Below are 26,009 nucleotides of genomic sequence, written 5' to 3' on the forward strand. Positions count from 1 at the left end.
CCCTACCGACGCCAACCGATCATGAACTCCTTTCCACGTGCCATTGCCGCACCTTCCTCAGCCATCGCGCGCCAGCGACGGCATGAAGCAGGCCGCCAGCGTGGTTCGGTTGCAGTGATGGCGGCTATTTTCCTGTCTATCATCGTCATCCTGTTATCGTCGATTGATATCGGCTACATGTTTTACATGAAGCGCAATCTGCAGAAGTCCGCCGACCTTGCGGCGCTGGCCGGCGCTCAGCAACTTGTCAGCGTGCCGCTGACGGGTACACCGCTGCCAACCGCATGTGCGCCGACGGACGCACCCGTGCTGGCGGCCATAGGCAATGCGCAAATGAATGGCTTTTCGATTGTGGCGCCTAACTCGATGGCCAACTCCCTCACGGTCACCTGTGGCCGATGGGACCCAACTGCCAACGCGGCCCTGAAACCTAACTATTTTTCCGTCCCCGCTGCAGGAACGCGCTTGAATGCCGTACGGGTGGTTATGGCGCAAAATGTGCCGGCCTTTTTTGGATTGGGCACGCATACTCTTAATGCTCAGGCGATTGCATCGACCAGCGATCCTTATGCTGCATTTTCGATTGGTTCGAATCTATTGGAAGTCAGGGGCGGAGTAGTTCCAAGTTTGCTGTCAGCGGTCGGAGTCAATCTGAATGGTACTTCCCTGGTCACCTATAACGGTTTGGCAAATGTATCGGTGACGCCAAATGGATTATTGCAGGCACTTGGCTTTGAAATCCCGCTACATGCGAGTGTGGGAACCATTACGCAGTTACTGAATGCGAATACCGCGGGTTGCAGCAACGGGATATGTACGTTGCAGGCGCTGTTAGGTGCTGTTTCTATTGTAGGAGGGCAGCAAAATCTGATCAGTGCACTTGGCCTGACAGCTGGACAACTCAGTTTGCCAGTGCAACTTCTATCAATTCCCGGTGGCCAGGGCGGCCTGTTTACTTTGATTAGCGCGGCAGATGGCCAGTCAGCACTGAATGTAAATTTGAGCGCGCTGGATATTGTCAGTACCGCTATAGGGGTCGCTAACAGTAATCGCGCACTATCTACATACGTCGCTGTGCCTGGTTTGTTAAACACACAGATTGGCGTCGTGGAGCCGCCGTCAATTGGTATTGGAGGCGAGGGTACCACCGCTTTTACTGCGCAGGTTCGGTTGTACACGCGGATTCAAGCCAATCTGCCGCCTTTACTCAGTGTTGATTTGCCCATAATCGTTGATGTAGTCAATGGTTTAGGAACGATTGTGAGAATGTGCAGGATAGCTGATAGAGATAGTAGCGGTAATGACAGGGCTTATATTTCGGTGGATGCCCCTGTATTGAGCGTGTGCGCCGGGCAATTTAATGGCGTTGTTGACGGCAGCAATGCTTTTTCAACCAGTGGGGCCTGCAGCAAGAATTTGACCGGCTATCCAAATATGGTCAAGGTTCTTGGCATGCCATTGATCAATAATCCGATTGCTATCGCTGGATTGCCGAATTCTACTCCTGGGGTGCTTTTAATTAAAGGGCAAACGGTTACCACTGGCAACAATAATTTGCAGATCGGCACCACAGTGACAAATGTATTTAATGCTTTGATTGGCGCTTTAACTAGCGGTTTGTTGGGAAGTCAAAGTGCCAACAACGGCATCAATAACAATAATTTGGCGACAAATCTACTAGCGAATGCTGGTCAAAATTTGACCACGGCGCAGACCACAGTGACAAGCGGTTTGAATTCCCTGAATACTCTTGTCGCCAATCCTGTTTCTGGTCTGCTTAACAGCTTGGGGGGGGTAGTCGGCAATGTTCTTACTAGCGTAGGGCAACTTGTCAGTGGTCTTCTGTGTCTTGGGAATAGCCAATGCATATTATCAACTCAGTTGGCAGGAAACCAAACCAGCGGAGGAACTAGTGTCTCAAATGCGGTTGTTGCACTTTTAGGTCTTGTAGTCAACCTGCTACAACCTATTTTGAACAGCTTGGGTGGCGCTGTGGCGACGCTATTGAGCAACGTGCTCGGCGTTCAGCTGGGCCTGGTCGACGTCAGCTTGCTTGATCTGAATTGCGGCGGCACCAGCGTCAAGCTGGTTTATTAATCAGATGGATATACCAAATACATTCGATATGACGAACACGCATCAACGATTGGCGAAGCTGTTTTATTTTTTTGGATTTGAACGGTTGATAGCGCCGGTTCTAATCAAGCTGATCTACTGGGTCGGCATTATTGTGATCCTGACGGCGGGGGCCACCAGCTTGGTTAACACCGTCGATGGTATAGGAAGGATGCTGCTCACATTGGTGGCCCTGCTGTTTTCTCTGCTTATCTGGCGCCTGTTCAGCGAACTCCTGATCCTGGCATTCAATATTTACGAACGACTGGTTGAAATCCGCGATTTATTAGCACGTCACGGCGCAACGGCAGTAACGATCCAACCAGCCTTGCGCGAAGGTGACTGAAAGAGTTGACCATGCAAAACAAACCTTTGCAAGAAAGTCTCGACATCTACGTATGGGAAGGCAGTTCGGATATTGCCGACCGGATTTCGCAATGCCTGGCGAGTTTCGATATCGAGGTGATCCGGGCCGACGGCATGGCGGTGACGCGTGACCAGGTGGCGTCGCGGCCGTCGCTGGCGGTGATTTCGGTGACGGTGATCGAGCATGCCGAGTTTTCCGTCGACGCCTGGCAGAAATCGCATGGCATGCCGGTGATCTGGGTGGCCGAAGTAGGACGCACCGCCAATCCGCGTGTGTATCCGGTCGAGTACTCGCATATCCTGATGCTTGACTTTACCTGCGCCGAGCTGCGCAAGCTGGTGTTCCGCCTGGCGTCGGAGCTGCACGCCAGCGCTAGCGCCGATCGCGCGCCGCAGCCGCTGATTGCGCAATCCGAAAGCATGCAGGCGCTGGTGGCGGAAGCGGAAGCCTTTGCCGATTGCGAATCCAGCGTGCTGATCATCGGCGAGACCGGCGTCGGCAAGGAGCGCATCGCACAGCTTTTGCACCAGCGCCATGGCCGTTACCGCCATGGCCCGTTTGTCGCCGTCAATTGCGGCGCCATTCCGGACGGCTTGTTCGAGTCGCTGTTTTTCGGCCATGCCAAAGGCGCGTTCACCGGCGCGCTGCTGGCGCACAAAGGTTATTTTGAACAGGCCGACGGCGGCACCTTGTTCCTCGACGAGATCGGCGACTTGCCCTTGTATCAGCAGGTCAAGCTGCTGCGTGTGCTGGAGCAGAGCACCGTCACCAGGCTCGGCTCGCAAACCGAGGTCAAGCTGGATTTCCGGCTGGTGGCGGCGACCAACCGCAACCTGCGCGAACAGGTGCAGCAAGACATGTTTCGCGCCGACCTGTATTACCGGCTGGCGGTGATCGAGCTGCGCGTGCCTAACCTGGAAGAGCGCGGCAGGATCGACAAGATTGCGATTTTCAATACCTTGCTGGCGCAGACCTACGAGCAGATCCCGGCGCCGCCGGACTGGCTGCTGGAGCTGGTGGCGGCGGCAAAATTTGCCGGCAACGTGCGCGAGCTGCGCAATGTGGCAGAGCGGGTCGGCATCATCTATCGCCAGCTGGGCGTCTGGGACCGGGTCCGCATCGACCGGGTGTTCGACAAGCTCGGCACCATGGAGCGGGTCAATGAAGGCAATGACCTGACCGCGGTGCGCAAGAAATGGGACCTGGCCGAGCGCAGCCGGATTCTTTCGGTGCTGGACGCCAACGGCTGGCGGCGCCAGGATACCGCGCATGCGCTGGGCATCAGCCGTAAAGTGCTGTGGGAAAAGATGCGCAAATTCCAGATCGCCGATACGGAAGCGGTCGGCGAGGCTGAATAATTTGTCAAGGACGAGTATTAAAACAGCAACAATAATGGTTTGGGTGAAAACAATGCCCAGCAACAACAGGATTGCAGATAAAATTGCCCGCATGCTGTCTAATATCGACTAAATTAAAGTTAGCGAAGGGAATCAGGGGATGAATGTAAATGTACGCAATGCGGTCCGCGGTTTAGGACTGGGAATGTTCATTGCCGGCTTGTCGGTCAACGTCTTGGCGCAACCCTCATCTGCCAGTCCCGCAGCGGCCGCAGCTTCGCCAACTCCAGCCGTCGCTGCCCCTCAGCCCGCAGCCGTCAGCGCCAACAGCACCATCAGCGAACTGCAGCAGTTGATGCAGAGCCAGGGTGTGAGCGAAATGCGTACCACTTATAACGGCAACTACGGCTCCAGCCTGCTGTTCAAGCCGGAGAGCCGCACCTATTATGTCGCCTTGTTCCAGCAAAAGAATTTCTGGCGCGTCGTGAAAACCACGTCCGACGCGCAAGCCGAACAAATCTACAAGAGCTTCGTCGGCCAGACCGAAAAGCTGGCCGAGGTAGATATCCGCCGCATCAAGCTGGAAGCGGAGAAGTCCTACACCGAGCAGCTGATTGCAGCCCAGGAAACCCGCCTCAACGCCTTGCAGAACGATCTGGTGGTGCAGCAGCAGCAAGAGCAGAACGTCAGCGTCCAGCAGGACCAGGCGCGCCAGCAGGCACAGCTGCTGAGCAACAAGCAGCAAGCTGCACGCAACGAATTGCGCGGCTTGCAAACCCGCATCCGTACGCTGGAAGCCCAGCAGACCATGCTGGATAACAGTAATTTCGGCGACGCCAAGGCCACCAGCAAGAAGTAATTCCGCCGCGGTGCGGATCTAGCGCCGGGGACTCGCCTCGGCGTGCGGCAGGAAACAATATCGGGATGCGTATATTGCGTGTCCCGATTTTTTTGCCTGGCGCCATCGCGACTGACTTTATCAAGCCGCGCGGCAGCGTGATGGCGGGCTTGGCCGCCGATTCTGATGAGGCAAAACAAAAAGGCTTCCATTTCTGGAAGCCTTATGTCTGTTGGTGCCGAGAGCCGGAAATTATAATTGTTTAAAATCAATATGTTACGCGATATTTTTGTAAAATATGGGAATTGTTTAAAACATGTGATTAAAGTTGCAGCCGACGCTCAACATCTGTTGTAATTTCGAAACGATATCTAAATGTCTCAGAAAATCATGCTTCTTTTTGGCGGACTATGTCAAAAATACGATCTATGCTGGGAACGACTCGTTGTTTCAGCAAGTGTTGGAGATCAGAGACAAAATGGCACAAGCCATGCGACAAGGGGAAACGGATAAATTTCTCGCACCTGAACTATTTTGAAATTGAGCGACGACCCTTGATATGAAGTTTTTATGCGATCTGGCTACCGTTTGCCACATCTCGGACGCGGTTTCGATTCCCGCCGTCTCCACCATTACAAACCACTCCAGACCACCGTAGACCGCATAAACATTAAGATGCGCAAAAGCAGCTAGGTCTGGGGCTGGCTGGAAACGTCTCCGTTTTCGTCCAAATTTCGCCCACGCTTGAGACCTTCGGCCTAACAGCAACCCATTTAATAGTTTCTGGCAGCATGCGATTTCGCGGTATCTATAACCACCAAAAAAAGGAAAAACAATGCGATATGTGAAAGCCATATTTTGGTCCGCCGCATGCCTTTCGGCGTCGACTGCCAGCGGTGAAGTAGCTTTTAGCGATGATTTTTCAAGCTTTCAGCTTGCATCTGGATTGGTAACTCACAACGGTGGCCTCGTATGCTCTCAAAACCCTAACGGCTCAGATCCAGAAAATCTGACGTTGTCGTATCCGACAACAACGAATCGGTGGGCAATGCTTGTATCTCCATACTACCCACGAACCTGGATCGGGTCAGGCCCCACACAGTCTTGGGCATATAATTCCAGTACACAAGCGATGAATTACCATGCTGAGGCTACGCCATATGATCAAGGATTTGCGTGGCTTAGCAATGCCACGTTTAGCGCTTGGAAGAATATTTCTGCGCAAGAAACAATCAGCTTAGATTCGTGCAATGGGGGAGGGTTTTGTGCGGTGGGTCCGTCACTGATCGTGTCTGAAGCGGACTATAGGTCTATCTATCTGACCAATTCAAGCGGGTCTAATGCTGTCACGGTGAGACGATATTCCCCATGCGATGACAGGCCTTTCGTGGACGCAAATAACCTACCGTTTACCTTTCCTATCGGGTCAACGGTATCTTTGCGTCTTGAATATAAAGGGGCGGAAGATGGCAGCTGGTTATACTGGGTGAACGGAACGCCTGCTTATGTCCAAGTGAACAATAGCCCAGTTATACCAGCAGAATCAGGTAACTACCTGAACGCAAAGCTAACTAATAATCCACGCCTAGGCAACTATCTTACTGTCACTGGTAATCTTGGGACGTATGTAGAGGGACGGGTATTCAATGCAGTGGTCGACGAATTTAATCCAATTACGAATATCCAAGCTACGGCAAGTTCAACATATGTAAATGCGCCCGCGTCAAATGCGGTAGATGGAAATCCGGGTTCTCAATGGGTTTCGGGCGGCATGGCACCTGGATGGATTGAGCTGGATCTTGGGGCAATTCAAAGTGTTAAACAAATTCGACTTCTCACAAGTCAATCTCCAAATGGCAGCACTACTCATATTGTCTATGCTGGTACGACACCTAATCCGGCAATACAGGTTGCGGTGTTGTCGGGGCAAACCGTTGACAATCAATGGTTAAGCGTCGATCTTGGAACATGGATTACGGCGCGCTATATTCGCATCCAAACTACGGCTAGTCCGAGTTGGGTAGGCTGGCGAGAAATTCAGGTGTACAAATAAGCTGTCGTTGAAATGGCTTTGTGGCGGGCGAATATTCGACAGAAATATGTTGACTTCGCCGGCAAACACGAAATGTCGGCTTCTCCGTCTGAGCCGTAAACGTACTTCCAAATCCAGTAAAAGAAAGAAAACTTGGGACGGCCCGTCACACGACTGATTTGTAAGCGCGAAATTAAGCGCCCTAGAATCTCAGTAAGCGTCTTCCCAGTCACGTCTATACAGCACACGTTCGTGCACAAATAATTCGCCGATTTATGGTCCCTTTTTTATCTCGCGTGGCAGTTCTGATGAGAATCAACGAAAGAGTCTCGTCGCCGTGATGCGCGGTTTGGTAGGAGATCCATCCGTAAGAATCGGCATCATCTATCCATATATTCAACTGTCATTCATAAAGTTTAATGCGGACGATTAGTTCGCCATTGTGTTGCAATAATTGTAATTTCAGAGGATAAGATCGGCCCAGAATCCATACTGCAAAAATATTTGCAATTATTTTTAAAAATATTTTAAAAAACGCTAAACAAATTCTGTGAAGCAAGGATGTATTGGACAGGAGCGGCGTCAGGAAGCGGTTTTTGGTTTTCTGAGGTTCGCGCACAATACTTTCAGAAGACAGGATGAGCTATGGTAGCGATCGTCAGCGGCAACAGCCTTGGTGTGAGTTTGACTTCGATGAACACGCTGGGCCAGCGTGGCGCGCAAGGAGTGGCTACGCAGGGTCGCAATGGCGAGCAGACCTATGTCAACGTCTTCAGCGGCAACCTGGTCCTGCAAGACCGCGACGACATGCTGGTGAACCACGGCATCGATATTGCGGCGCTGCGCACTTATAACAGCCAGGGCAAGTTCACCGACGACAACGGCGATAACTGGTCCAGCGGGGTCTACAGCCAGCAGTTGCGGATCAACGGCAGCTTGTCGGCGGCGGGCAGCAGCATCGTACGTACCGGACGCGACGGCTCTGAGTCGACTTATCTGTATGACACTACTCGCCAGCTGTATATCAGCACCGACGGCAGCGGCGCTTACAACACGATCAGCGTCAATGCCGGGAACGGCCAGCTGGTCTGGTCTAACGGTAGTAGCGGCCTGAAGGAAACGTACGACGGCAGCGGTTCGGGCCGGCTGCTGTCGTCGACCGACAGCAACGGCAATACCATCACCTATAGTTACGGCGCCAACGGTTTGCTGGCCAGCGTGACGGATGCCGCGGGCGAAGCCACTTATTACGACTACAACGGCACGAACCTGAGCCAGATTCGCACCGTTACTGCCGACGGCCACACCCTGACCCGGGTGCGCTACGGCTACGACGCCAGCAACCGGCTATCGACCGTGACGCTGGACCTGACGCCAGCCGACAACGCCATCTCCGACAACCAGGTCTACCGGACGACCTATACCTACGACGGCAACAGCAAGCGGATCGCCAGCGTGACGCAGAGCGACGGCAGCAGCCAGAGTTTTACCTATGTCCAGGTCGGCGCCGATTACCGGATCGCGACCGTGCAGGACGGCCTGAACCATATCACCAGCTATAGCTACGATACGGTTAGCGGGCGCACCACGGTGATCGATCCGCTGGGTCTGAAGACGCTCTACGACTACGATAGCGCCGGCCAGCTGACCCGCATCACGACACCGGCAGTGGCCGGCGTGGCGGCAAGCACCAGCTTCAGCTATAACGCCACGGGCGACGTGATCCAGGTGGTCGATGGCGAGGGCCACGCCATCGACATGCAATACGACAGCAACGGCAACCAGGTCCTGCAGCGCGACGCTGCCGGCAATACGGTGACGCGGACGTATGACGGCAATAACCAGCTGGTGACGGAAACGACTTATTTGGTGCCGGATCCGGATGGCACCGGCGCGGGCCTGCCAGGCACACCGCTGACGACGCGCTATATTTATGACAGTAGCAATCACAACCGGCTGCGCTTTGTGGTGAGTGCAGAAGGGCGCGTCACCGAATACCGTTACAACAGCTACGGCGAGCGTACCAGCAGCATCCAATATGCCGGTGCAACCTACGGTGTAGCGAATCTGGGCATGGTTGAAGTGCCGACTGAAGCGGCACTCAACACGTGGGCGGGTAGCCAGGATCAAACGCAGATCACCCGCACGGACATGGTCTACGATGCGCGTGGGCAATTGCAGACATCCTCCAGCTGGAGTGCGATCGATGCCCAAGGTAATGGCGTGACCAATGGCAGCCAGACGGTGATCCAGTACGTCTATGACCAGGCTGGGTTACTGTTGAATACGACCGATGGGCGCGGCGGACTCACGCAAGCTACCTATGATGGCCTGGGCCGGATCCTGACCAGCAAGGATGCCGCCAACCAGCTGACCATCAGCAGCTACGACGACGCCAATCACAAGACCACGGTAACGCAGGCCAACGGGCTGTCCACCATCAGCGCCTACGACCAGGCCGGCCGCCTGGTCAGTGTCCAGCAAAGCAATGCCGGCCAGGTGCTGGGCACGACGCAGTACGTCTACGATGCCGACGACCGCCTGCGCATGACGCAGGATCCGACGGGCGTGCGCAGTTTCATCCTGTACGACGATGACGGCCGCAAGATCGCCGATATCGACGGCAACGGCAGCGTGACGGAATACCTCTATAACAAGGACAATCAGCTCACCCAAACCATTGCTTATGCAACCGCCATCGATATCGGTCAACTGGCCGATGCGGCCGGCAACCTGACAGCGGCCACGCTGGCGACTGTCCGTCCTGCTGCGGGCAGCGCTGACCGCAAGACCTGGCGCGCCTATGACAGTACAAATCGCTTATCGAAGATGGTAGATGGCCAGCCAGGGCTGGTGAGCGAGTATCGATACGATGGCGCATCCCGCCTGGTCAGTACCATCAGTTATGCCAGTCTTGTCGATACCAGCAATCTGGGTAGTGCACCGAGTGCGAACAGTATTGCGCCAACCGCATCGGACGCAGACCGGGTCAGCCGCAGTTTCTATGACAACGACGGGTTGCTACGGGCCACGCTGGATGCGGAAGGCTATCTCACCGAGCAGCGTTACGATAGCGCGGGCCATGTGGCCAGCCGGGTTGGCTATGCAACGCAGGTCGATGCCGGCCTGCGCGCTGCGGGGACGCTGGCGCAATTGCAGCCTGCGGCCAGTACCGGCGATATCGTCACGCAACTGCTGTTAAACGGCAAGGGACAGATTGCCGGAGAAATCGATGGCGAAGGGTATCTGACCGAGAAGGTCTTTGATGCCAACGGCAATGTCGTTAAAACTGTGCGTTACGCCAACAAGGTGACGGCAACGGTAGCGGCCAATACGACGGTAGCTGACATACGTCCTGCGGCCAGCGCTGACGATCACGTGACGGCGACAGACTATGACGCCTTGAACCGCATTAAACAACAGACCAATGCGGAAGGCACTGTCACGCAGTACATGTATGACAACGCCGGCAACCTGAGCCAGACTATCCGTGCTGCAGGCACCAGCGATGTGCGCGCCATCAGTGCCCGTTATGACATCCAGGGCCGTCTGACGGGAGAGTTGAGCGCTGAAGGCAATGCGCAGCTGACGGGCAACCAGACGCAGGCGCAAATCGACGCCATCTGGACCAGCTATGGCCTGACCCATGCCTATGATGCAGCCGGGCGGCGCATCAGCACGACCGACCAGAACGGTAATAAAACCCTGTTCTTCTACGATGTCGACAACCACCTGACACAGACGGTCAATGCCCTGGGCGAGGTATCGGAGAAACAATACAACGGCCTCGGCCAGCTGGTCGCCACGGTACAGTACGGCACCCGGATCAGCACTAGCGGCCTGGCCGGCGGCCTGGTGAACGCAGCATTGACCAGCGCGCTGAACGCCGTGCGCAACAGTAGCCTGGATAGTGTCAACGGTTTTACGTACAACGCCAACGGCACCTTGGCCACCAGCACCGATGCACTCAAGAACATCACCACGTATAGCTACGATGCCTTTGGCGAGCGGGTCTCCAGCACCACCAATATCGACGCCACCCATGTCTTGACGCAAACCAGTAGCTACGACCGGCGCGGCTTGATGGTCGGTACCGGCGCCGATGCGCCAGGCGTCAATGCCACCACAACCACGCAATACGACGCGTTCGGGCGGGTGATCCGCAGCGTGGATGCCAACGGCAATAGCCGCAGCCAGAGCTATGATCGCCTGGGGCGAATCGTGCAAACGGTGGACCCGCTGAATGCGCAGCGAACAACGACGTATGACGCGTTTGATCGCACCTTGACGCAGACCGATGGCCTGGGCAACGTGACGCGCTACAGCTACAACACGACGGCGCGCAGCACCACCTTGACCACGCCGGAAGGCGTGGCGGTGACGACCGTCAGGACCCGCAACGGCCAGACGCAGAGCGTCACTGACGGCCTGGGTAATGTGACCCAATACAGCTATGACAAGAACGGCAATCTGCTGTCGACGGCGGCGCCGCTGACGACGACCACCAGCAGCACCTACGATCACGCCAATCGCCTGATCAGCACCATCGATGCCAGGGGCACGATCACAGCCTTCAGCTTTGATGCGGCCAATCGTGTGCTCACGCGCCAGGTGGATCCGAACGGGTTGAACCTGACTACCCGATACCAGTACGACGCCAAGGGCCAGCAAGTCGTGACGACGGACGCCAATGGTGTAGTGACACAGATCAGCTTTAACCTGAAGGGACAGGCGCTCAGCCAGACGCTCGATCCAGCCGGCTTGAAGCTGACGACGCAATACAGCTACGACGGCAGCGGCAATGTCTTGACCGTGACCAGCCCTGGCGGCACGGTAACGCAATATGTCTACGATAACCTGGGACGTCGCATCGAACAGCATGTCGATCCCAGCGGTTTGAACCTGACCACGAACACCAGTTACGACAAAAAAGGCAATGCGGTCACGGTGACGGATCCGAACCGCAATGTGACGCGTTATGTGTACGATGCAAATGACCGTTTGGCCTTCACTGTCGATGCGCAAGGCGATGTGACGCAGACAACGTACGATGCCAACGGCCGTGTCCTGCAAACCACCAAATACGCTACACCGATCAGCCTGAACGGCTTGTCGGCAGCGCCTGTGCCGGCCGACATCCAGTCGAGGCTGGCGAGCAATGCAGCGGACGCGACAGAGTTGCGTCGTTACGACCGCGACGGCCGCTTGATATGGATAATCGATGCCGCTGGCGCCGTGACGCAAAACAGTTATGACGCCAATGGCAATGTCGTCAAACGGCTGGCTTATGCCACGCGCCTTGGCGCAAACGATCTTGCCGTTCTCAAGACCAATGCCGTTGCGTTACCGGCACCAGCCGCCGATGCGGCGCACGACAGGATTACACAAATCGCCTACGATGCCTTGGGGCGCGCGATTTACATCGTGGATGCCAGCGGTGCGGTAGTCGAGCAGCATTACGACGGCAACGGCAATAGCATCGAACGGATTACTTACGTCAAGACGATCCCGGTGGGGCAGCCGGCGACACTGGCGAATATTGCACAACAGCTGGCAAGCATCGCTGATCCTGCCCACGATGGGCACGTCGTGAATGTCTACGACAGCGCCAATCGCCTGATCTATACCGCCAATGCGGCGGGGGCAGCCAGCCAGATTGGCTACGACAACAACAATAACGTGGTGCGCCGGACCGATTATGTAACACCGCTGACAGGGCCGCTGACGGCGACGACGAATCTGGCCGCAGTCTCTTCCAGCAGTGCTGATCAAACAAGCAATTATGTGTACGACGCGGCCAATCGGCGAATCTATAGCGTCGACGCCATGGGCGCTGTCACGCAGCAGACTTATGACGCCAATGGGTATGTGACGCAAACCGTCAGATATGCGAAACCCGTCGCTATCCCGGTTATAACCGCTCCTACAGTGGATGACAGCGTTACGGTCTATGTGTACGACGCCGCCGGCCGAGTAACCCAGCAAACCAAGGCCGCTGGCACCGCCGCAGCGGGAACTGTGGGCTACGTCTACGATGCACTGGGCAACGCCGTCAGCATCACCAACGAACGTGGTTACACCACCACCCAGCAATTCGACGCACTCGGCAGAAAAACCTCCACGTCTGTGCCTCTGAATAACGGTGTAGACGACAAAGGCCCACCGCAATATGCAGTGACGGCAACCCAGTACGATGCGTTTGGCAACGCGGTTAAAGTCACAGATCCGATGGGCAATGCCGGCTATTTTTACTATGACCAAGACAACCGGGTCGTACTGCAAATCGATCCGCTGGGTTATGCCACGCAGACAAGTTATACCGCGTCGGGCAAGCCAAGTCTGGTAGTGCGTTACGCGATGCCGGTCAGCGGTCCGCTGTCGGCATCGACCCAGCCTGCGCTGACTGCCAGCGCGGCTGATGCGCCTACCAAGCTGGAATACGACCAGAACGATCGCCTGTTCAAGAGCACAGATGCGGAGGGCAATTTCGAGTTGTTCGGTTATGACGGCGCGGGAAACCGCATCAGTTATCAAAACAAGGTGGGCGGTGTTACCACCAGCACTTACGATGGCCGCGGCCTGCTGTTGAGCGAAACCCTGCCGGTCACTTCGCGTAATAGCGCCGGGGTGCTGGTGCCGGTAGTGAAGCAGTACAGTTACGATGCACGCGGCAACCGCACGCAAATGATTGAAGCGGCAGGGTTGCCGGAGCAACGTACCACCAACTACATTTACGATCAGAATAATCGCCTGATCACCCAAAGCGGCGATGCGGTCACGATCCGCGACGCCAAGGGGTGGTCGGTCGGCAGTCCGACCCAGCACTGGACCTATGATGCGGCAGGCAACAAGACTTCCTACACGGACGCCAATGGCAATCGCACCAGTTGGTACTACGACGCCGCCAACCGCAAGATTGCCGAGCTGAGCGCCGCCGGCACGCTGTCGGTGTGGAGCTACGATGCCGCCAGCAATATGACCAGCACCCGGGTTTATGGAGACGCGGTGCCAACGCCTGCTGCTAACGCCCGGCCGACGGTGGCCAACGGTAGCAATTTCCGTGAAACCATCTATAGCTACGATAGAAACAATCGGCAAGTGCAGACGCTGGTCAACGGCGCCACCATTGCGCAGCGGCCTATTGGCGGCACCGACGTCAATATTACCTTCGGTCAAATTAAGACTTTCCAACAGTATGATGCCCTAGGCAATGTGATTTCACAGACAGACGGCTTGGGTAATCAAACCTTTTTCTACTATAACAAGGTGGGCAAGAAGATCGCGCAAGTCGACGCTGAAAACTATCTGACGGTCTGGACGCGCGACCAGAATGACAGTGTCACCGTGGAATACCGTTACGCCAATCGGCTATCTATAGTGGCTACTACTGACAGCGTTGTCAGTCAGCTGGCGCAGAATGCCGGCAGCAACAGTAATGACCGCATCACCACTTCCAGTTACGATCATGTCAATCGTTTGCTGACACAGAGTCGGCTCAACCTGGTCACTTCCAGCCTCAACGGTACTGGTGGATTAGTGACAGCCACGGGCGCTGCGACTACGCGTTACATCTATGACGGCCTAGGCAATGTCATCGAAAAAACCGAAGCCAACGGCGATGTCAGCGATTGGATTTTTGATGCGATGGGAAGGCAGACGCGGGCGCAAGGCGCCAGCTTTATTGATTTTGAGGGCGCCTCGGTGCGGCCCACCACCGACACAGTGTATGACGGCCTGGGCAACGTCCAACAATCGATTGTGCGTGGCAAGAACAGCGCGGATGACCGTGTTACCAACTTCGCTTACGATGTCGCAGGTCGTTTGGGTCGCAAGTCGACGCAGGGCGTCGACGGCTCCTATGAATACTTCTACGATGCGGTGGGCAATGTCACTGAGGCGCGCGTCTTAAGTAAAAATTCCGATGGCGGAAACCGCTGGGACGCCACCGTGATTCTTTATGATGCGGCTAATCGTGAGCTATCTCGGCAGCAAGTAACGGCTGTGGGCGGGGACCCAAGCAAGCAGCAATTTGTCGGCAGTGACACCCATCAAGTGCGTTACAACGCCTATGGTGAAGTCGTCGCCAAGGGCGTCAACGGCAGCACGGCAGAATTTGCCGAATACGACAGCTTAGGCCGGCTCTGGAAAACCAACGCCGGCGACGGCGCAACCAAGGCCTATTTATACGATTCCAATGGCAACGCCACCGTGCTGTTGCAGTCTGCCGGCGCCGATATGCGCAACATGACACTGGCGCAGATCCTGGCGATCAGCCAGGCGCAAGGAACGTCGCCAGATCCAGTGGTGCAGGCAGCGATTGCCGCCGGCGGCATCCATATGACGGTGAGCATCTACGACCGCCGCAATCAGCTGACCGATACCTACCAGCCGACCATGCAGAGCGCCCACAACATGGGCACTATCCAGCAGTTCCTGACGCAGGAAGCCGGCAGCAACTTCACGGCAGGCGGTGTGACGGTGGGGCCGACCAAGGCAAGCGCAGGTAATACGGCGACGCTGCCGCCACAGGCTGTACAGGGCTCGGTATCGATTAGCAAGATAGAAACCGTGAATTTCAGTTTCAGGAGTACCAAAGAAACCATGGATATTGTCGGTCAGCCGACGGTACTTACCCGCTCTTACAGCATCACGGTGCCCCCCTCGCTGCGTTATGGCGGCGGCAATCTCCACGTCAAGATTAACGGAGGGGAATATGCTGCCGCTGTTTCTGCCAGTACCGGGACACTCACGTTTACGCAATCTCACGCCTCCTGGACAGCGACGGGAAGCGGGACAACGTCGCTGATGGTCGAGGTGTATCAGGACGGACCTGATGGTTCACCAACAAGCCAGTTCCTGATCGCCAGAACCACCATTACCTTGCCTAATCATGCCGCAGGCACGTATTCGTACGATGACACGGCCACAGGCGCGGCCAATACGAAACCGTTGATCCTGTACAAGGGACAATCTCCATCGACGGATCGCCTGGTGGTGATGATTCGTCCGTCGGGCACCGACGGCCCATGGATTATTGACACGGCCAAGCGCTTGACCAACGATACCGGTGGCGGCGTGATTAATGGCTGGTTTTATCAAGACTGGAGCGGCACGGGCGAAGGTGGTCCCTTCGAATTGCAATACATCGCCCTGGATGCAGGCGGCAATGTACTCAATGTCGAGAAAGGCACCATGCTGCTCTCCGCCAGCAATGCCTATATCACACAGTCGCCGCAACCGATAGGCGGCGCCGGACAGGCCGTCAATATCAAGGATGTCTGGTATAAGCCTGACAATGCATTCAATATTATTAACCAGGGCGCGGCGGCCCAGTCGGTGCGGGTGCATTATCGTCATGCCGGTACGGCCGAAGCATGGTCCATCCAGACATTAGGCCCTGCCGGCATAGCAGGTACGGCTGCCACGCCTGGCTGGTTTGCCCTGCGTACGGAAGGTTTCAGTGGCAATTATGAGTACTTTATTGAAACCTTTACGGGAGCCAACGCCACCGGCACCATGATCAATCGCGCTTCCGGCACCTTCACGCCGGGGGGCGCGACATCGGCTTTACAATCCTGGACCGATCTGCCAGAGAACGTCATCTTTAATAATCAACCGGCAAACTCGGCGAAGATGCTGGTGACGTATACGGTGGATGGCGGCCCGCCGACGACGATTGAGCTCAACACGTGGGATGCGGTGCACAACCAATTCAACTGGGATGCCAGCACGGTGGTGGCAGATCGTCTCAATAATTACAGGGTGACTTTCCAGTATAAGACGCTGGACGCCAACGGCACGATTGTCAATGCCGCGCACGGCAGCATGCAAATAGGGGCTGATCCGGTGGTGTTTGAGCATACCCTGGAGGCTGCGCCTGCCACGGTGACTTTTAATCCGCCGACACCGAATGCCACAACACTGGTATTGCAATATCGCAATGCGGGCTCGACAGGGAACTATACACCGGTCACCTTGACCCGCGACGTGACAGGTAAATTCCGATGGAATGTCGATGCGCTGCGCCCAGGTGCCGGGACAGTATCACTGGAATATGCCTACGATCTGTACGACGCCAACGGCCAGCCGGTTGCGCCTCCGAGCGGCAATCCGAGGGCGCAAGGTGTTCTGAATATCAAGTCTGATAAATCGTCAACTACGAGTCAGCTGCAATGGACCATTACCGGCTTGAACAACACGGCGCCGGATGTTCCTAATACCCAGGCAGCGATTCACCGCATCCAGGAGCGCAATGCCTTTGGTGATATCACGGCGGAAATCGATGGCTTGACCCACCGTACAACGCTCACCTACGACACGATGGGCCAGCTGACAGTCAAGCAAGCCCCGGAAACCAACGTCACCCGGGAAGACGGCAGCACCGTCAGGGCAACGCCGACCACCCAGTATTACTACGATGCCTCCAGCCACCTGGTTGGCGTGCGTGACGCCAACGGCAACCTGAACAGCATGACGCAGCTTGCCGGATTTGGCGATGCAACAGGCAACAATGCCCGTATCACGAAAGAGTTTCACGCCGACGGCGGGAGCAAGACAAATGCCTATGACATTTTTGGCGATCTGCGCACAGCGACCGATGAACTGGGACGCGTCACGTCCAATACCTATGACAAGGCAGGACGGTTGATCCAGGTTGTGCATGCGGCCCGTCAGCCTGGCACTGCGAGTAATCCTGGCCCAACAGCCGTATCGTCAGTGGATAGCTACACTTACGACACGCTGGGCAACCGCATCAGCCACACCAACGCCATGCAGCAGCGCGAAACCACCGACTACGACGCCGATGGCCGGGTAATCCGCACGCGCAGTTATGCTGGACAGGAGGTCACCTACACCTATAGCTACGACCAGACCATCCTCGGCGTCGGCAGCCTGCCGGTGGGCGGCTGGGTGAAAGTCACCAGCTACACCGGTTCGCGCAGCGCCAGCGACAAGACCGACTACTTCCACCACACCACCACCCACCAAGACTTCGGCGGCCACGTCGTGACCTACAGCTACGACTACGCAGCACACCTCAAAAACCAGACCTCGAAGGCCGGTCAGAATGTCGACTATAGCTACTACGCCAACGGCTATGTGAAGAGCACCACCGACCATGCGCTCAATATGCTGTCGTATTTCGAGTACGACGAAGAGGGCAACCGCACCCGCGAGTCATACACCACAGCCGACGCGCCGGCAAACCGGATTTACTACCAGCTGGCCGACATCAAATACGATGAACTGAACCGGGTTGTCGACTATGTCGATCCGCAGGCGCACATCCAGTACCAGTACGATGCCAACGGCAATCGCCGCCGGGTATTGAGCAGTTACAACGACGCCATCAGCGGCGCTCCGGCAACGCAAGACTTCTGGTACAAGTACGATAGCCAGAACCGCTTCGTGCTGACCATGGGGCAGCTCAGCAACGGCGTCATCGGACTGGGCGCCAATGGCGTGCAGATCGGCTACGACGTTGCCGGTCAGCGGCGCAGCGCCAGTTATGCCGACGGCCACAGCGAGGCATACGATTACACCAGCGACGGTTACCTGGAAGATGTGCGGATCAACGGCGTATTGCGTTCTCGCCGCGGCAACGATTTGCTGGGCCGGGTGCAGAATTATTCTGAATATGCCGATAACGGCAGCACCGTCATCTACAACAAGGCCAGCCAGTTCGACGCTGACAATCGCCTTCTGCAAGATACGGTGGTCAATTCCCCGGTAGGCGGCACAGCCACGACGACGATCACCAAATACGATTATCGGCTGAAGGACGGCAACGGCAACTACACCGGCGCCGACCAGGGCGTGGTGACGCACAGTTTCCAATACGATCCATCTAAGGCCGCCGGCACCGGCGTCCATACCGATACCAGTTTCGTGTGGTGGGATGAAGCCAAGCAAAGCCAGATCACTTTACGGGGCACTGACCCGGCTAATCCGAACGCGGTGTACTGGAAACCGGGATTGTCGGACTTTACCTATGACGTCAACGGCCATGTGAAACAAGTGCATTCGTTTAACGAAGGCACGATGTCGAACACCCTGCAGAACGCCAAGACGCTGACATACACCAGCGACCAGTATGGGCAGGTATTGCGCCGGGACATGATGATCGGCGCCACATTGGGCCTCACGCAGCGCTATTACTACCTGAACGGGCAGCTGATCGGCGACATCAGCAATAACGGACCGACCAATATCTCCTACGCCGAGCAACTGGCGCAGCGCGGCAACCCGTCGGGCAATTTCTTCCGTTACGGAAAACCTGTGGCTTCGGCTGATTTCGACCAGAACTACCAGCCTATCAACGCCGATTACCCTGGAGCGTCAGCCTCCAGCTATACAGCCAAGGATGGCGACACGCTGAGCTCGATCGCGCGCGCGGTATGGGGCGATTCGACCTTGTGGTACCTGATTGCGGATGCCAATGGACTGACCAATGGCGACCACATTGTGGCGGGGCAGGTGATCTCGATTCCTAACAAGGTCAGCAACTTCCATAATACGGCGTCGACTTTCAGGGTCTATAACCCGGGGCAGGCGATTGGCGATACTTTGCCGTACTTGCCGACAGAGCCGTTGCCGCCGCCACCGCCTTCTGCGGATGGCGGGTGTGGTGGTTTTGTGCAGATGATTGCATTGGTAGTGGCGATTGTAGTGACGATCTATACCGCTGGTGCAGCAGCCCAGATGCTGGCGCCTGCTGCTACCGTAGGGGCTGGCGCCGGTGCTACTACCGTCGCGGGCGCCAGTGTATGGAGCGCCGGGATAGCAACAGTGGGAGGCGGTTTGACCGGGGCCGGAATGGCGGGTATCGGCGCAGCTGCAATCGGTGGAGCGGTCGGTGCGCTTGCTAGCCAAGCGATCATGATTTCCGGCGGCCAGCAAAATGGATTCAATTGGAGCGGTGTCGCCATGGGGGCGGTGGGCGCCGGTGTTACCGCCGGAATCGGCGCCGGGACATTCAGTTCCAATGGATTTACGAATGCTGTGGTGAGCGGAGCCGTCCGTTCCACCGCAACGCAAGGACTTGGTGTTGCGACTGGTTTGCAAAGTACTTTCGATTGGCGCAGCGTTGCGATTTCGGCGATTTCCAGCGGTTCCGCATATGGGGCTAGCGCCGGGGTACATGACTGGGATATGGGGAAGGCGTTTGAGCAGGCGACGAGAGGGACTGCTGCTGGTATCGTGAGTACCTTGATGCGTGGCGGTGGCGTCGGCAAAAACATCGGGTCGATTGCCGGAGATGTCATTGCCAGTACGATTGGTAACGCGGTTGTCGATCAGATGACAGGGGCAAGCACGCGAACTATCGATTTCGAAGCCGCGACTCGCCAATATGAAGCCGATATTGTGAACGGCAGAATGCAGTTGCTCGCGGATAGTACGTCAGTAAAGAACTCTCCAGATCGTTTATTAAATGGTCCCAGTATCATGAGCACGGACGCCGATGACGGCATTGACGATGGATGGCAGAAAGTCGAGATCACAGAGAAAAGACTGACTAGTTTGGAGAAACTAGCAAGCTACGCTCAAGATATCAAAGATTTCCTGACGACTCCTGACTATAACCAGCTATCTGATCAACAGTTAGCTCGTCTTCCGGTGAGTAATTTTGCTGCCAATCGGGAGAAAGTTAACCGTGCGGCAGCTCAAGGAACAATACCCTACACGATGGGCGGTGTCGTCAGCGATTTCGCGTATAAGACAGCATCTGCCGGGGTCAGTGCAGTTATGACAGCGCCTGTGGCTGGTTATGTTGCTACACGAGTCGGAGTTGGATATCTGGGGCGCGCCATCACGGGTGGCGCAGCGGGGGGCGTATTTAATACGACTCAACAATTGCTGGATAATGCCGTCCACGTGCTGAGTGGCGGAGAAGTTGGGCGCAGCGGCTTTTCTACATTGGAATTGAGCACGTCAACCTTTTTGGGTGTTGGGCTTGGCGTTGCAGCCAAAGGTGTGCCTGAAGTTTGGGCATGGGCAAAAGAAAAAATTGTCGTAAATGCAACTTTAGATGCGCAAGCCGCATTCCGTACTAACTTCGTTGGACCAACGATTGGTCGTTCTGGCTTCCTGTCTACTGAGGAACTTTCTGATTCCGTGTTCGGTCGGTATCAGCAATTTACGGATGTAGCCTACCAGGAAGTTTTGGATGCTGAAGCTAGCGGGGCATTGAGAATACGACCCGGTGTCTCGAGAAACACAATTATTGGTCAACGTACTGATCGGATCGCTCAAAGTTATCTTGATACGTGGATACAGGCCGAACAAATTCCTGATGGATTTGTTAATATCAACAAATACCTGAGAGACCCGGCAGGTACGGGCGCGTACCGTATTCCTGATGTTAGGGTGCCATCTGCGGGTCAAATTTTCGATGGGACAATTGGCTTCAAATGGAATACCACGTCACAAATTATAGATTTTTCCAAATTCTCTGGCGGTAATCGAATTACCATCGTGCGGCCGACCATCGAAGGTGGCTCATATAGTATTCCGTGATAGGAAAACATAGATGCAACACGTTAAAAATTTAAACGATCTCTTGAATTTTCTGTCAGTAGTGATTGTTAGTGCTCCTGATAAGTTTAGACAATTTGATTTTCTTGCGGCCGAAGATCAGATGAACTTGGATAAAGCATTTATCGAGTTAAACAATGGACTAGATTTTTTTGATCTGACGGCGGTCGACAAGGCTGAGGTGGCTTATGCACGTGCGCTACTAAGCAAGTCTTTAGCTGCTTATAAGAATGGAGACAAAATTCAGGGGGCCCATCTTCTACAAGACTTCGAAGAGTTTGTTTTCCCGGGATAGATCTCTGCCAGTACAATTGGCAATTCGGTCGTCGGTCAGATGACTGCTACGAGTACCCAGAAAGCCCATGGCGCTGACGACGAAAATATCTCGATCGCCAAGTAAAGTAACGACGGCAAATAGCCTGCCTAGCGAGGGAGTGTTTGAGATAAACCGTGATGGTTTGTTGGATATTGGGGCATGATGCGAAGGACGATATGAGGCGGCGACCTCTAACACAATGGCGTCTGTTCGATATTGCGTAATGTTGGCGCATATGTCATCAACTTGCCCGCGTTGTCAAAGATTCGTGCAATTGTTACCCGAGACAAATTGATAATACCCAGATAGGATATGGGACTTTCGGGGAGGGGAATAATGATTGTTGGAATCGACTTGGGGACGACGAACAGTCTCGTCGCAATATGGGAAGCGAATGGTCCGCGCTTGATTCCGAACGCTCTAGGAGATGTGTTAACGCCATCTTGTGTGAGCCTCGATAAAGACGGTACCGTTATTGTCGGCCGAGCGGCACGCGAACGTTTGCAAACACATCCCGATCGGACAGCCGCTGTGTTCAAGCGCCACATGGGAAGCGGAAAGTTGATTCGCCTTGGCAATCGCGATTTTCGAGCAGAGGAACTGTCGTCTCTGGTGCTGCGGTCATTGAAAGAGGATGCGGAAGCGGCACTCGGCCATCCAGTTACAGAAGCAATCATTACCGTACCCGCGTATTTTTCGGACGCACAGCGGAAGGCGACGCGGGCTGCAGGACAGCTAGCAGGATTACAAGTGGATCGTCTGCTTAATGAGCCAACAGCGGCAGCATTGGCGTACGGCATACACCTGCGAGGGGCCGAAAGCAAATTCCTGGTATTTGATCTGGGTGGCGGAACCTTTGATGTGTCTGTCCTCGATCTATTTGAAGGCGTAATGGAAGTTCGAGCGTCAGCTGGCGACAATTTTCTTGGCGGCGAAGATTTTTTGCACTGTTTGATAGAAGAATTTTTTGAGCGCAACAAGCTGCCGGCACGCTTAAAAAAGGATGCGAGATTCATGCAGAGTATGGCGGCGCAATGTGAAGCCGCAAAGCGCATGCTGAGCGAATCTCCGCGTGCGTCGATACGTGTCGCACACAATGACGCAGATTACGAAATGGAGATCGACGAGTCGGCTTTGGAGCGCTGTTGCGCACCGTTGCTTGCGCGCCTGCGTGATCCGGTCGAGACGGCGCTGCGCGACGCGAACTTGCAGGTCTCTCAACTCGATAATATTGTCTTGGCCGGTGGCGCAACGCGTATGCCTATTGTGCGACGCATGGTGGCGCGTATGTTCGGTCGCTTTCCTGCCGCCGATATCAATCCAGATGAAGTGGTTGCGTTAGGCGCCGCAGTGCAGGCTGGATTGAAGATGAAAGACGCGGCGTTGGATGAGATTGTCATGACCGATGTGTCTCCTTATTCGCTGGGCATCGAGATTTCCATGCAACTCAACGATGGCACCCAATCACCCGGGCATTTTGACCCGGTGATTGAACGTAATAGCACAATTCCAACAAGTCGCGTGAAACGCTATTTTCCTGTCCGCGACCAGCAAGCGCAAATCGACTTGAATGTATTCCAGGGTGAAGCTCGTATGGTAAAGGACAATATTCCTCTTGGAAATCTGAAGATCTTGTTGCCGCAGGAGTCAAGAAACGAGTCTGGAATCGATGTGCGATTTACTTATGACGTCAACGGATTGCTGCAAGTGGAAGTAACGGTCTTGAAAACACAAAAGACCTATTCCCTGCTCATTGAGGGCAATCCTGGCGTGTTATCGGAGGAGGACATCGTCGAGCGTTTCGCCGAGCTCTCTGATTTGAAAATTCATCCGCGCGACCGAATTGAATTCCGAACCTTGCTGGCGCGCGGCGAGCGTCTCTACCAGCAGTTACGCGGCAGGGAGCGGGAAATGTTGGGTGTCCAGGTTCTCGCTTTTGAGCGAATGTTGGATGCACAGGATATGCGCGTGATCCTGCATAATCGGAAAGCATTTGAAGAAATGCTTGACGGCATCGAGCGCCAGAATTTCCTCAATCCGATTACCGATCCAGTGCAGTGAGAATCCAGCGTATACCATGCAGAACTTACCTCATTTTCTAAAGAGGCTGGCGCTCGACGCCAGTGCCGACGAACGCATGGTCAAGCGCGCTTATGCGCGTGAGTTGAAGCTGATTGATCAGGAAGAAGATGCCGCAGATTTCCAGGCACTGCGTGAAACCTATGAGGCTGCGTTGAAATGGGTACAGCGTTCAAACGCACACGAGACAGTACAAGCAGATCCCTCTGTTGCTCGGCCTCAGGGCGATGTGCAAGGGCAAATGAATTTTGGAATACCGCGCGTACCAGTGCAATTTGGCTCCGTATTGAAGGTTAGCCAATCCGAATCCAATGCTGACAATGTAGAGACGGGATTCGATTCGAAGAAGTTGGCAGACGATATCTTCGTGGAATTCCAGGCGTGCTGTGACGAGCTGGTAAGTAGTGGTCGCCTGGCCACTGATTTACCTTGGAGGAGCGCCTTGCATCGTTTTCTCGAGGACAGCAGGCTAATTAATCTAACGGCGCGCGAATTGTTTGAACGCCAGGTGGCTACCTTGTTGGTTAATGGATGGAGACCAGGACATGAAGCCTTATTTGGTGCGGCCGTAAAAATATTCAACTGGGCGGAAGATAGTAGACGCTTGATTTCTCTAGGGTATGTTGGCAATCGCCTGAACGCGGCGATCAATGAACGTGTCATGTTCAATCGCCAGACCGGACCGTATTTCGATGAGCAAAAGAAAGTCATTGCACGATTACGTGACAGTAAACTGCCGAGCAATCATGAGCTCATCATGAAAATGCCGATACTGGGACACCTTACAAATAATTTCCCCAATTGGATATCGATCATTACCAGTGCCGACAATATTTTACAGTGGCACCAAATGAGTAAAGAAATACCTCAATGGCAGCAAAAAATACATTTTCAGTCCGCGAAGCCGAAAGTATCAAAACCTGTACCTGTGTCCCAGTCGAGCGGGGGAGGTTGGAAATTCATCATTTTCATGGTGATTGTCGCTGGGTTAAGGGTCATTGGCGGAATGAGCACACCAACACCGGTACCGTCGCCGACTCTGCCACCTATTGGAAGTTATCAGCAACCATCCTATTCCCTGATGAGTCCCGGCGAAATTCTTGGCCAAAGCGTGAAGGCGAAAATCCAATACGAAGTGCCAGCTAATTTGTTCGGGAATCCGCAGGTCGAGTATGAAGTCGAGCTATATGGGAATGGTTTTATCAAGAAAGCAGATAAGCTGAAACCATCCGAGTTACCTGGCTTCGACGACGCAGTTTTGACGGCGATCCAGAAAACACAACCATTTCCTAGTGAGATACCTAGAAAATTCGTGTTTGCATCAAGACCCAAGGAAAAATAACTATCGGAGTGAGATAGCCCCCTGAATGACTGGACACAGTTTATGCGTTATCTTTACGCATAGGAATACGACTGTGAATATGACTAGAAATAACCAAAAAAGCGAAGTAATCACTGTGACGGAGCAACGTCGGCGCCGGTGGTCGGCGCAAGAAAAGGCCGACCTGGTTCGGCTGACCTACGAGCCGGGGATGAGTGTTTCCCTTGTAGCAAGGCAGCACGGCATAGGGGCTAGCCAACTGTTCAACTGGCGTAAGCTCGATCGCGAAGGCGCGCTGACGGCAGTGGGTGCTGGAGAGTCGGTCGTGCCGGCCAGTGAATTGGCAAACGCGCGCGCGCAGATCGCGCAACTGCAGTGGATGCTGGGCAAGAAGACGATGGAGAACGAGATTCTCAAGGAGGCAGTCGAGCTTGCTCGAGAGCGAAAGTGGATTGCGCGCTCACCCTTGTCGGACAAGGACGACCAATGAAGACGGTCTGCCAGATTCTCGGGGGGGCGCGCTCACATGTCCATGAACTCGTCCATCGGCCTGACGACTGGGTTGAGGCCGCACTGCGAGCTGCATTGATCCTGCTTCGGATGCCGTGCTCCTTGACGCAGTGCGCGCTGAGATCGTTGCGCTGCCGACCTATGGCTACCGCCGTGCCGGCGCACTGGTGAATCGCGCGCGGCATGATCGGACTGCATCCTGTGAACCATAAACGGTTCTACCGCGTGATGAAAGGTAAGCGTCTTCCCAGTAACGTCTGTACTGCCTGATCCGATGTCCGCATGATTGAATTGGGTGCGAAATGAATTGTGCCCACAAATTCAATTATGGACACAAAAATTCAACCAGTCATTTCGTCACCCAAACGCGGCCCCTATCGCCGGCACACCACCGAATTCAAGCGTGATGTCGTTGCCAGATCGCAGGCCGTTGGAGCCTCGGTGTCACGCGTCGCCCGCGAGTTCAACGTCAACGCCAACCAGGTCTTTGCCTGGCGCAAGCAGTTTGGCAGCGTGCCGTGTGAAGCCGCTGCGGGAACTTGCCAACTTCTGCCGATCA

General features: G+C 55.0%; 11 protein-coding genes and 1 pseudogene. All 12 read left to right on the forward strand.

Annotated elements, in window-relative coordinates; translation table 11 throughout:
- The first annotated feature begins 21 nt into the window (after positions 1-21).
- Positions 22-2,097, forward strand: a complete 2,076-nt coding sequence (locus BM062_RS11315) for a pilus assembly protein TadG-related protein (RefSeq protein ID WP_092396836.1) — start codon at positions 22-24, stop codon at positions 2,095-2,097.
- 28 nt (positions 2,098-2,125) lie between these two features.
- On the forward strand, positions 2,126-2,461 hold the full coding sequence (locus tag BM062_RS11320; protein WP_175500964.1) for a DUF4282 domain-containing protein: 336 nt from the start codon (positions 2,126-2,128) through the stop codon (positions 2,459-2,461).
- 11 nt (positions 2,462-2,472) lie between these two features.
- Positions 2,473-3,840: a sigma 54-interacting transcriptional regulator gene (locus BM062_RS11325; RefSeq protein ID WP_092396882.1), complete on the forward strand. Its 1,368-nt coding sequence runs from the start codon at positions 2,473-2,475 to the stop codon at positions 3,838-3,840.
- Positions 3,841-3,979: 139 nt separating this feature from the next.
- Entirely contained in the window at positions 3,980-4,678 is a 699-nt protein-coding gene (locus BM062_RS11330) for a DUF2968 domain-containing protein (protein ID WP_092396840.1), read from the forward strand.
- A gap of 65 nt (positions 4,679-4,743) precedes the next feature.
- Positions 4,744-4,923 (forward strand): hypothetical protein, encoded by a 180-nt coding sequence (locus tag BM062_RS11335; RefSeq protein WP_092396842.1) that lies wholly within the window; start codon positions 4,744-4,746, stop codon positions 4,921-4,923.
- A gap of 1,121 nt (positions 4,924-6,044) precedes the next feature.
- Positions 6,045-6,710 (forward strand): discoidin domain-containing protein, encoded by a 666-nt coding sequence (locus tag BM062_RS25540; protein WP_175500965.1) that lies wholly within the window; start codon positions 6,045-6,047, stop codon positions 6,708-6,710.
- 624 nt (positions 6,711-7,334) lie between these two features.
- Entirely contained in the window at positions 7,335-21,206 is a 13,872-nt protein-coding gene (locus BM062_RS11345; RefSeq protein ID WP_092396846.1) for a LysM peptidoglycan-binding domain-containing protein, read from the forward strand.
- Between the two features lie 13 nt (positions 21,207-21,219).
- Positions 21,220-21,519, forward strand: coding sequence for a hypothetical protein (locus BM062_RS11350; RefSeq protein ID WP_092396848.1), 300 nt, complete (start codon positions 21,220-21,222; stop codon positions 21,517-21,519).
- 357 nt (positions 21,520-21,876) lie between these two features.
- On the forward strand, positions 21,877-23,601 hold the full coding sequence (locus BM062_RS11355; RefSeq protein WP_092396850.1) for an Hsp70 family protein: 1,725 nt from the start codon (positions 21,877-21,879) through the stop codon (positions 23,599-23,601).
- A 16-nt stretch (positions 23,602-23,617) separates the two neighbouring features.
- Positions 23,618-24,961 carry a TonB C-terminal domain-containing protein gene (locus BM062_RS11360; RefSeq protein WP_092396852.1) on the forward strand — a complete coding sequence of 448 codons (1,344 nt, stop codon included), beginning with the start codon at positions 23,618-23,620 and terminating at the stop codon, positions 24,959-24,961.
- A gap of 79 nt (positions 24,962-25,040) precedes the next feature.
- A pseudogene (locus tag BM062_RS26235) lies at positions 25,041-25,681 on the forward strand (transposase); the annotation flags it as partial.
- Positions 25,682-25,777: 96 nt separating this feature from the next.
- Positions 25,778-26,009 (forward strand): transposase (locus BM062_RS11370; RefSeq protein ID WP_139220030.1); only part of this gene is annotated, 232 nt, incomplete at its 3' end.

It is taken from the genome of Collimonas sp. OK412, from assembly GCF_900112135.1.
Lineage (GTDB): Bacteria > Pseudomonadota > Gammaproteobacteria > Burkholderiales > Burkholderiaceae_D > Collimonas > Collimonas rhizosphaerae.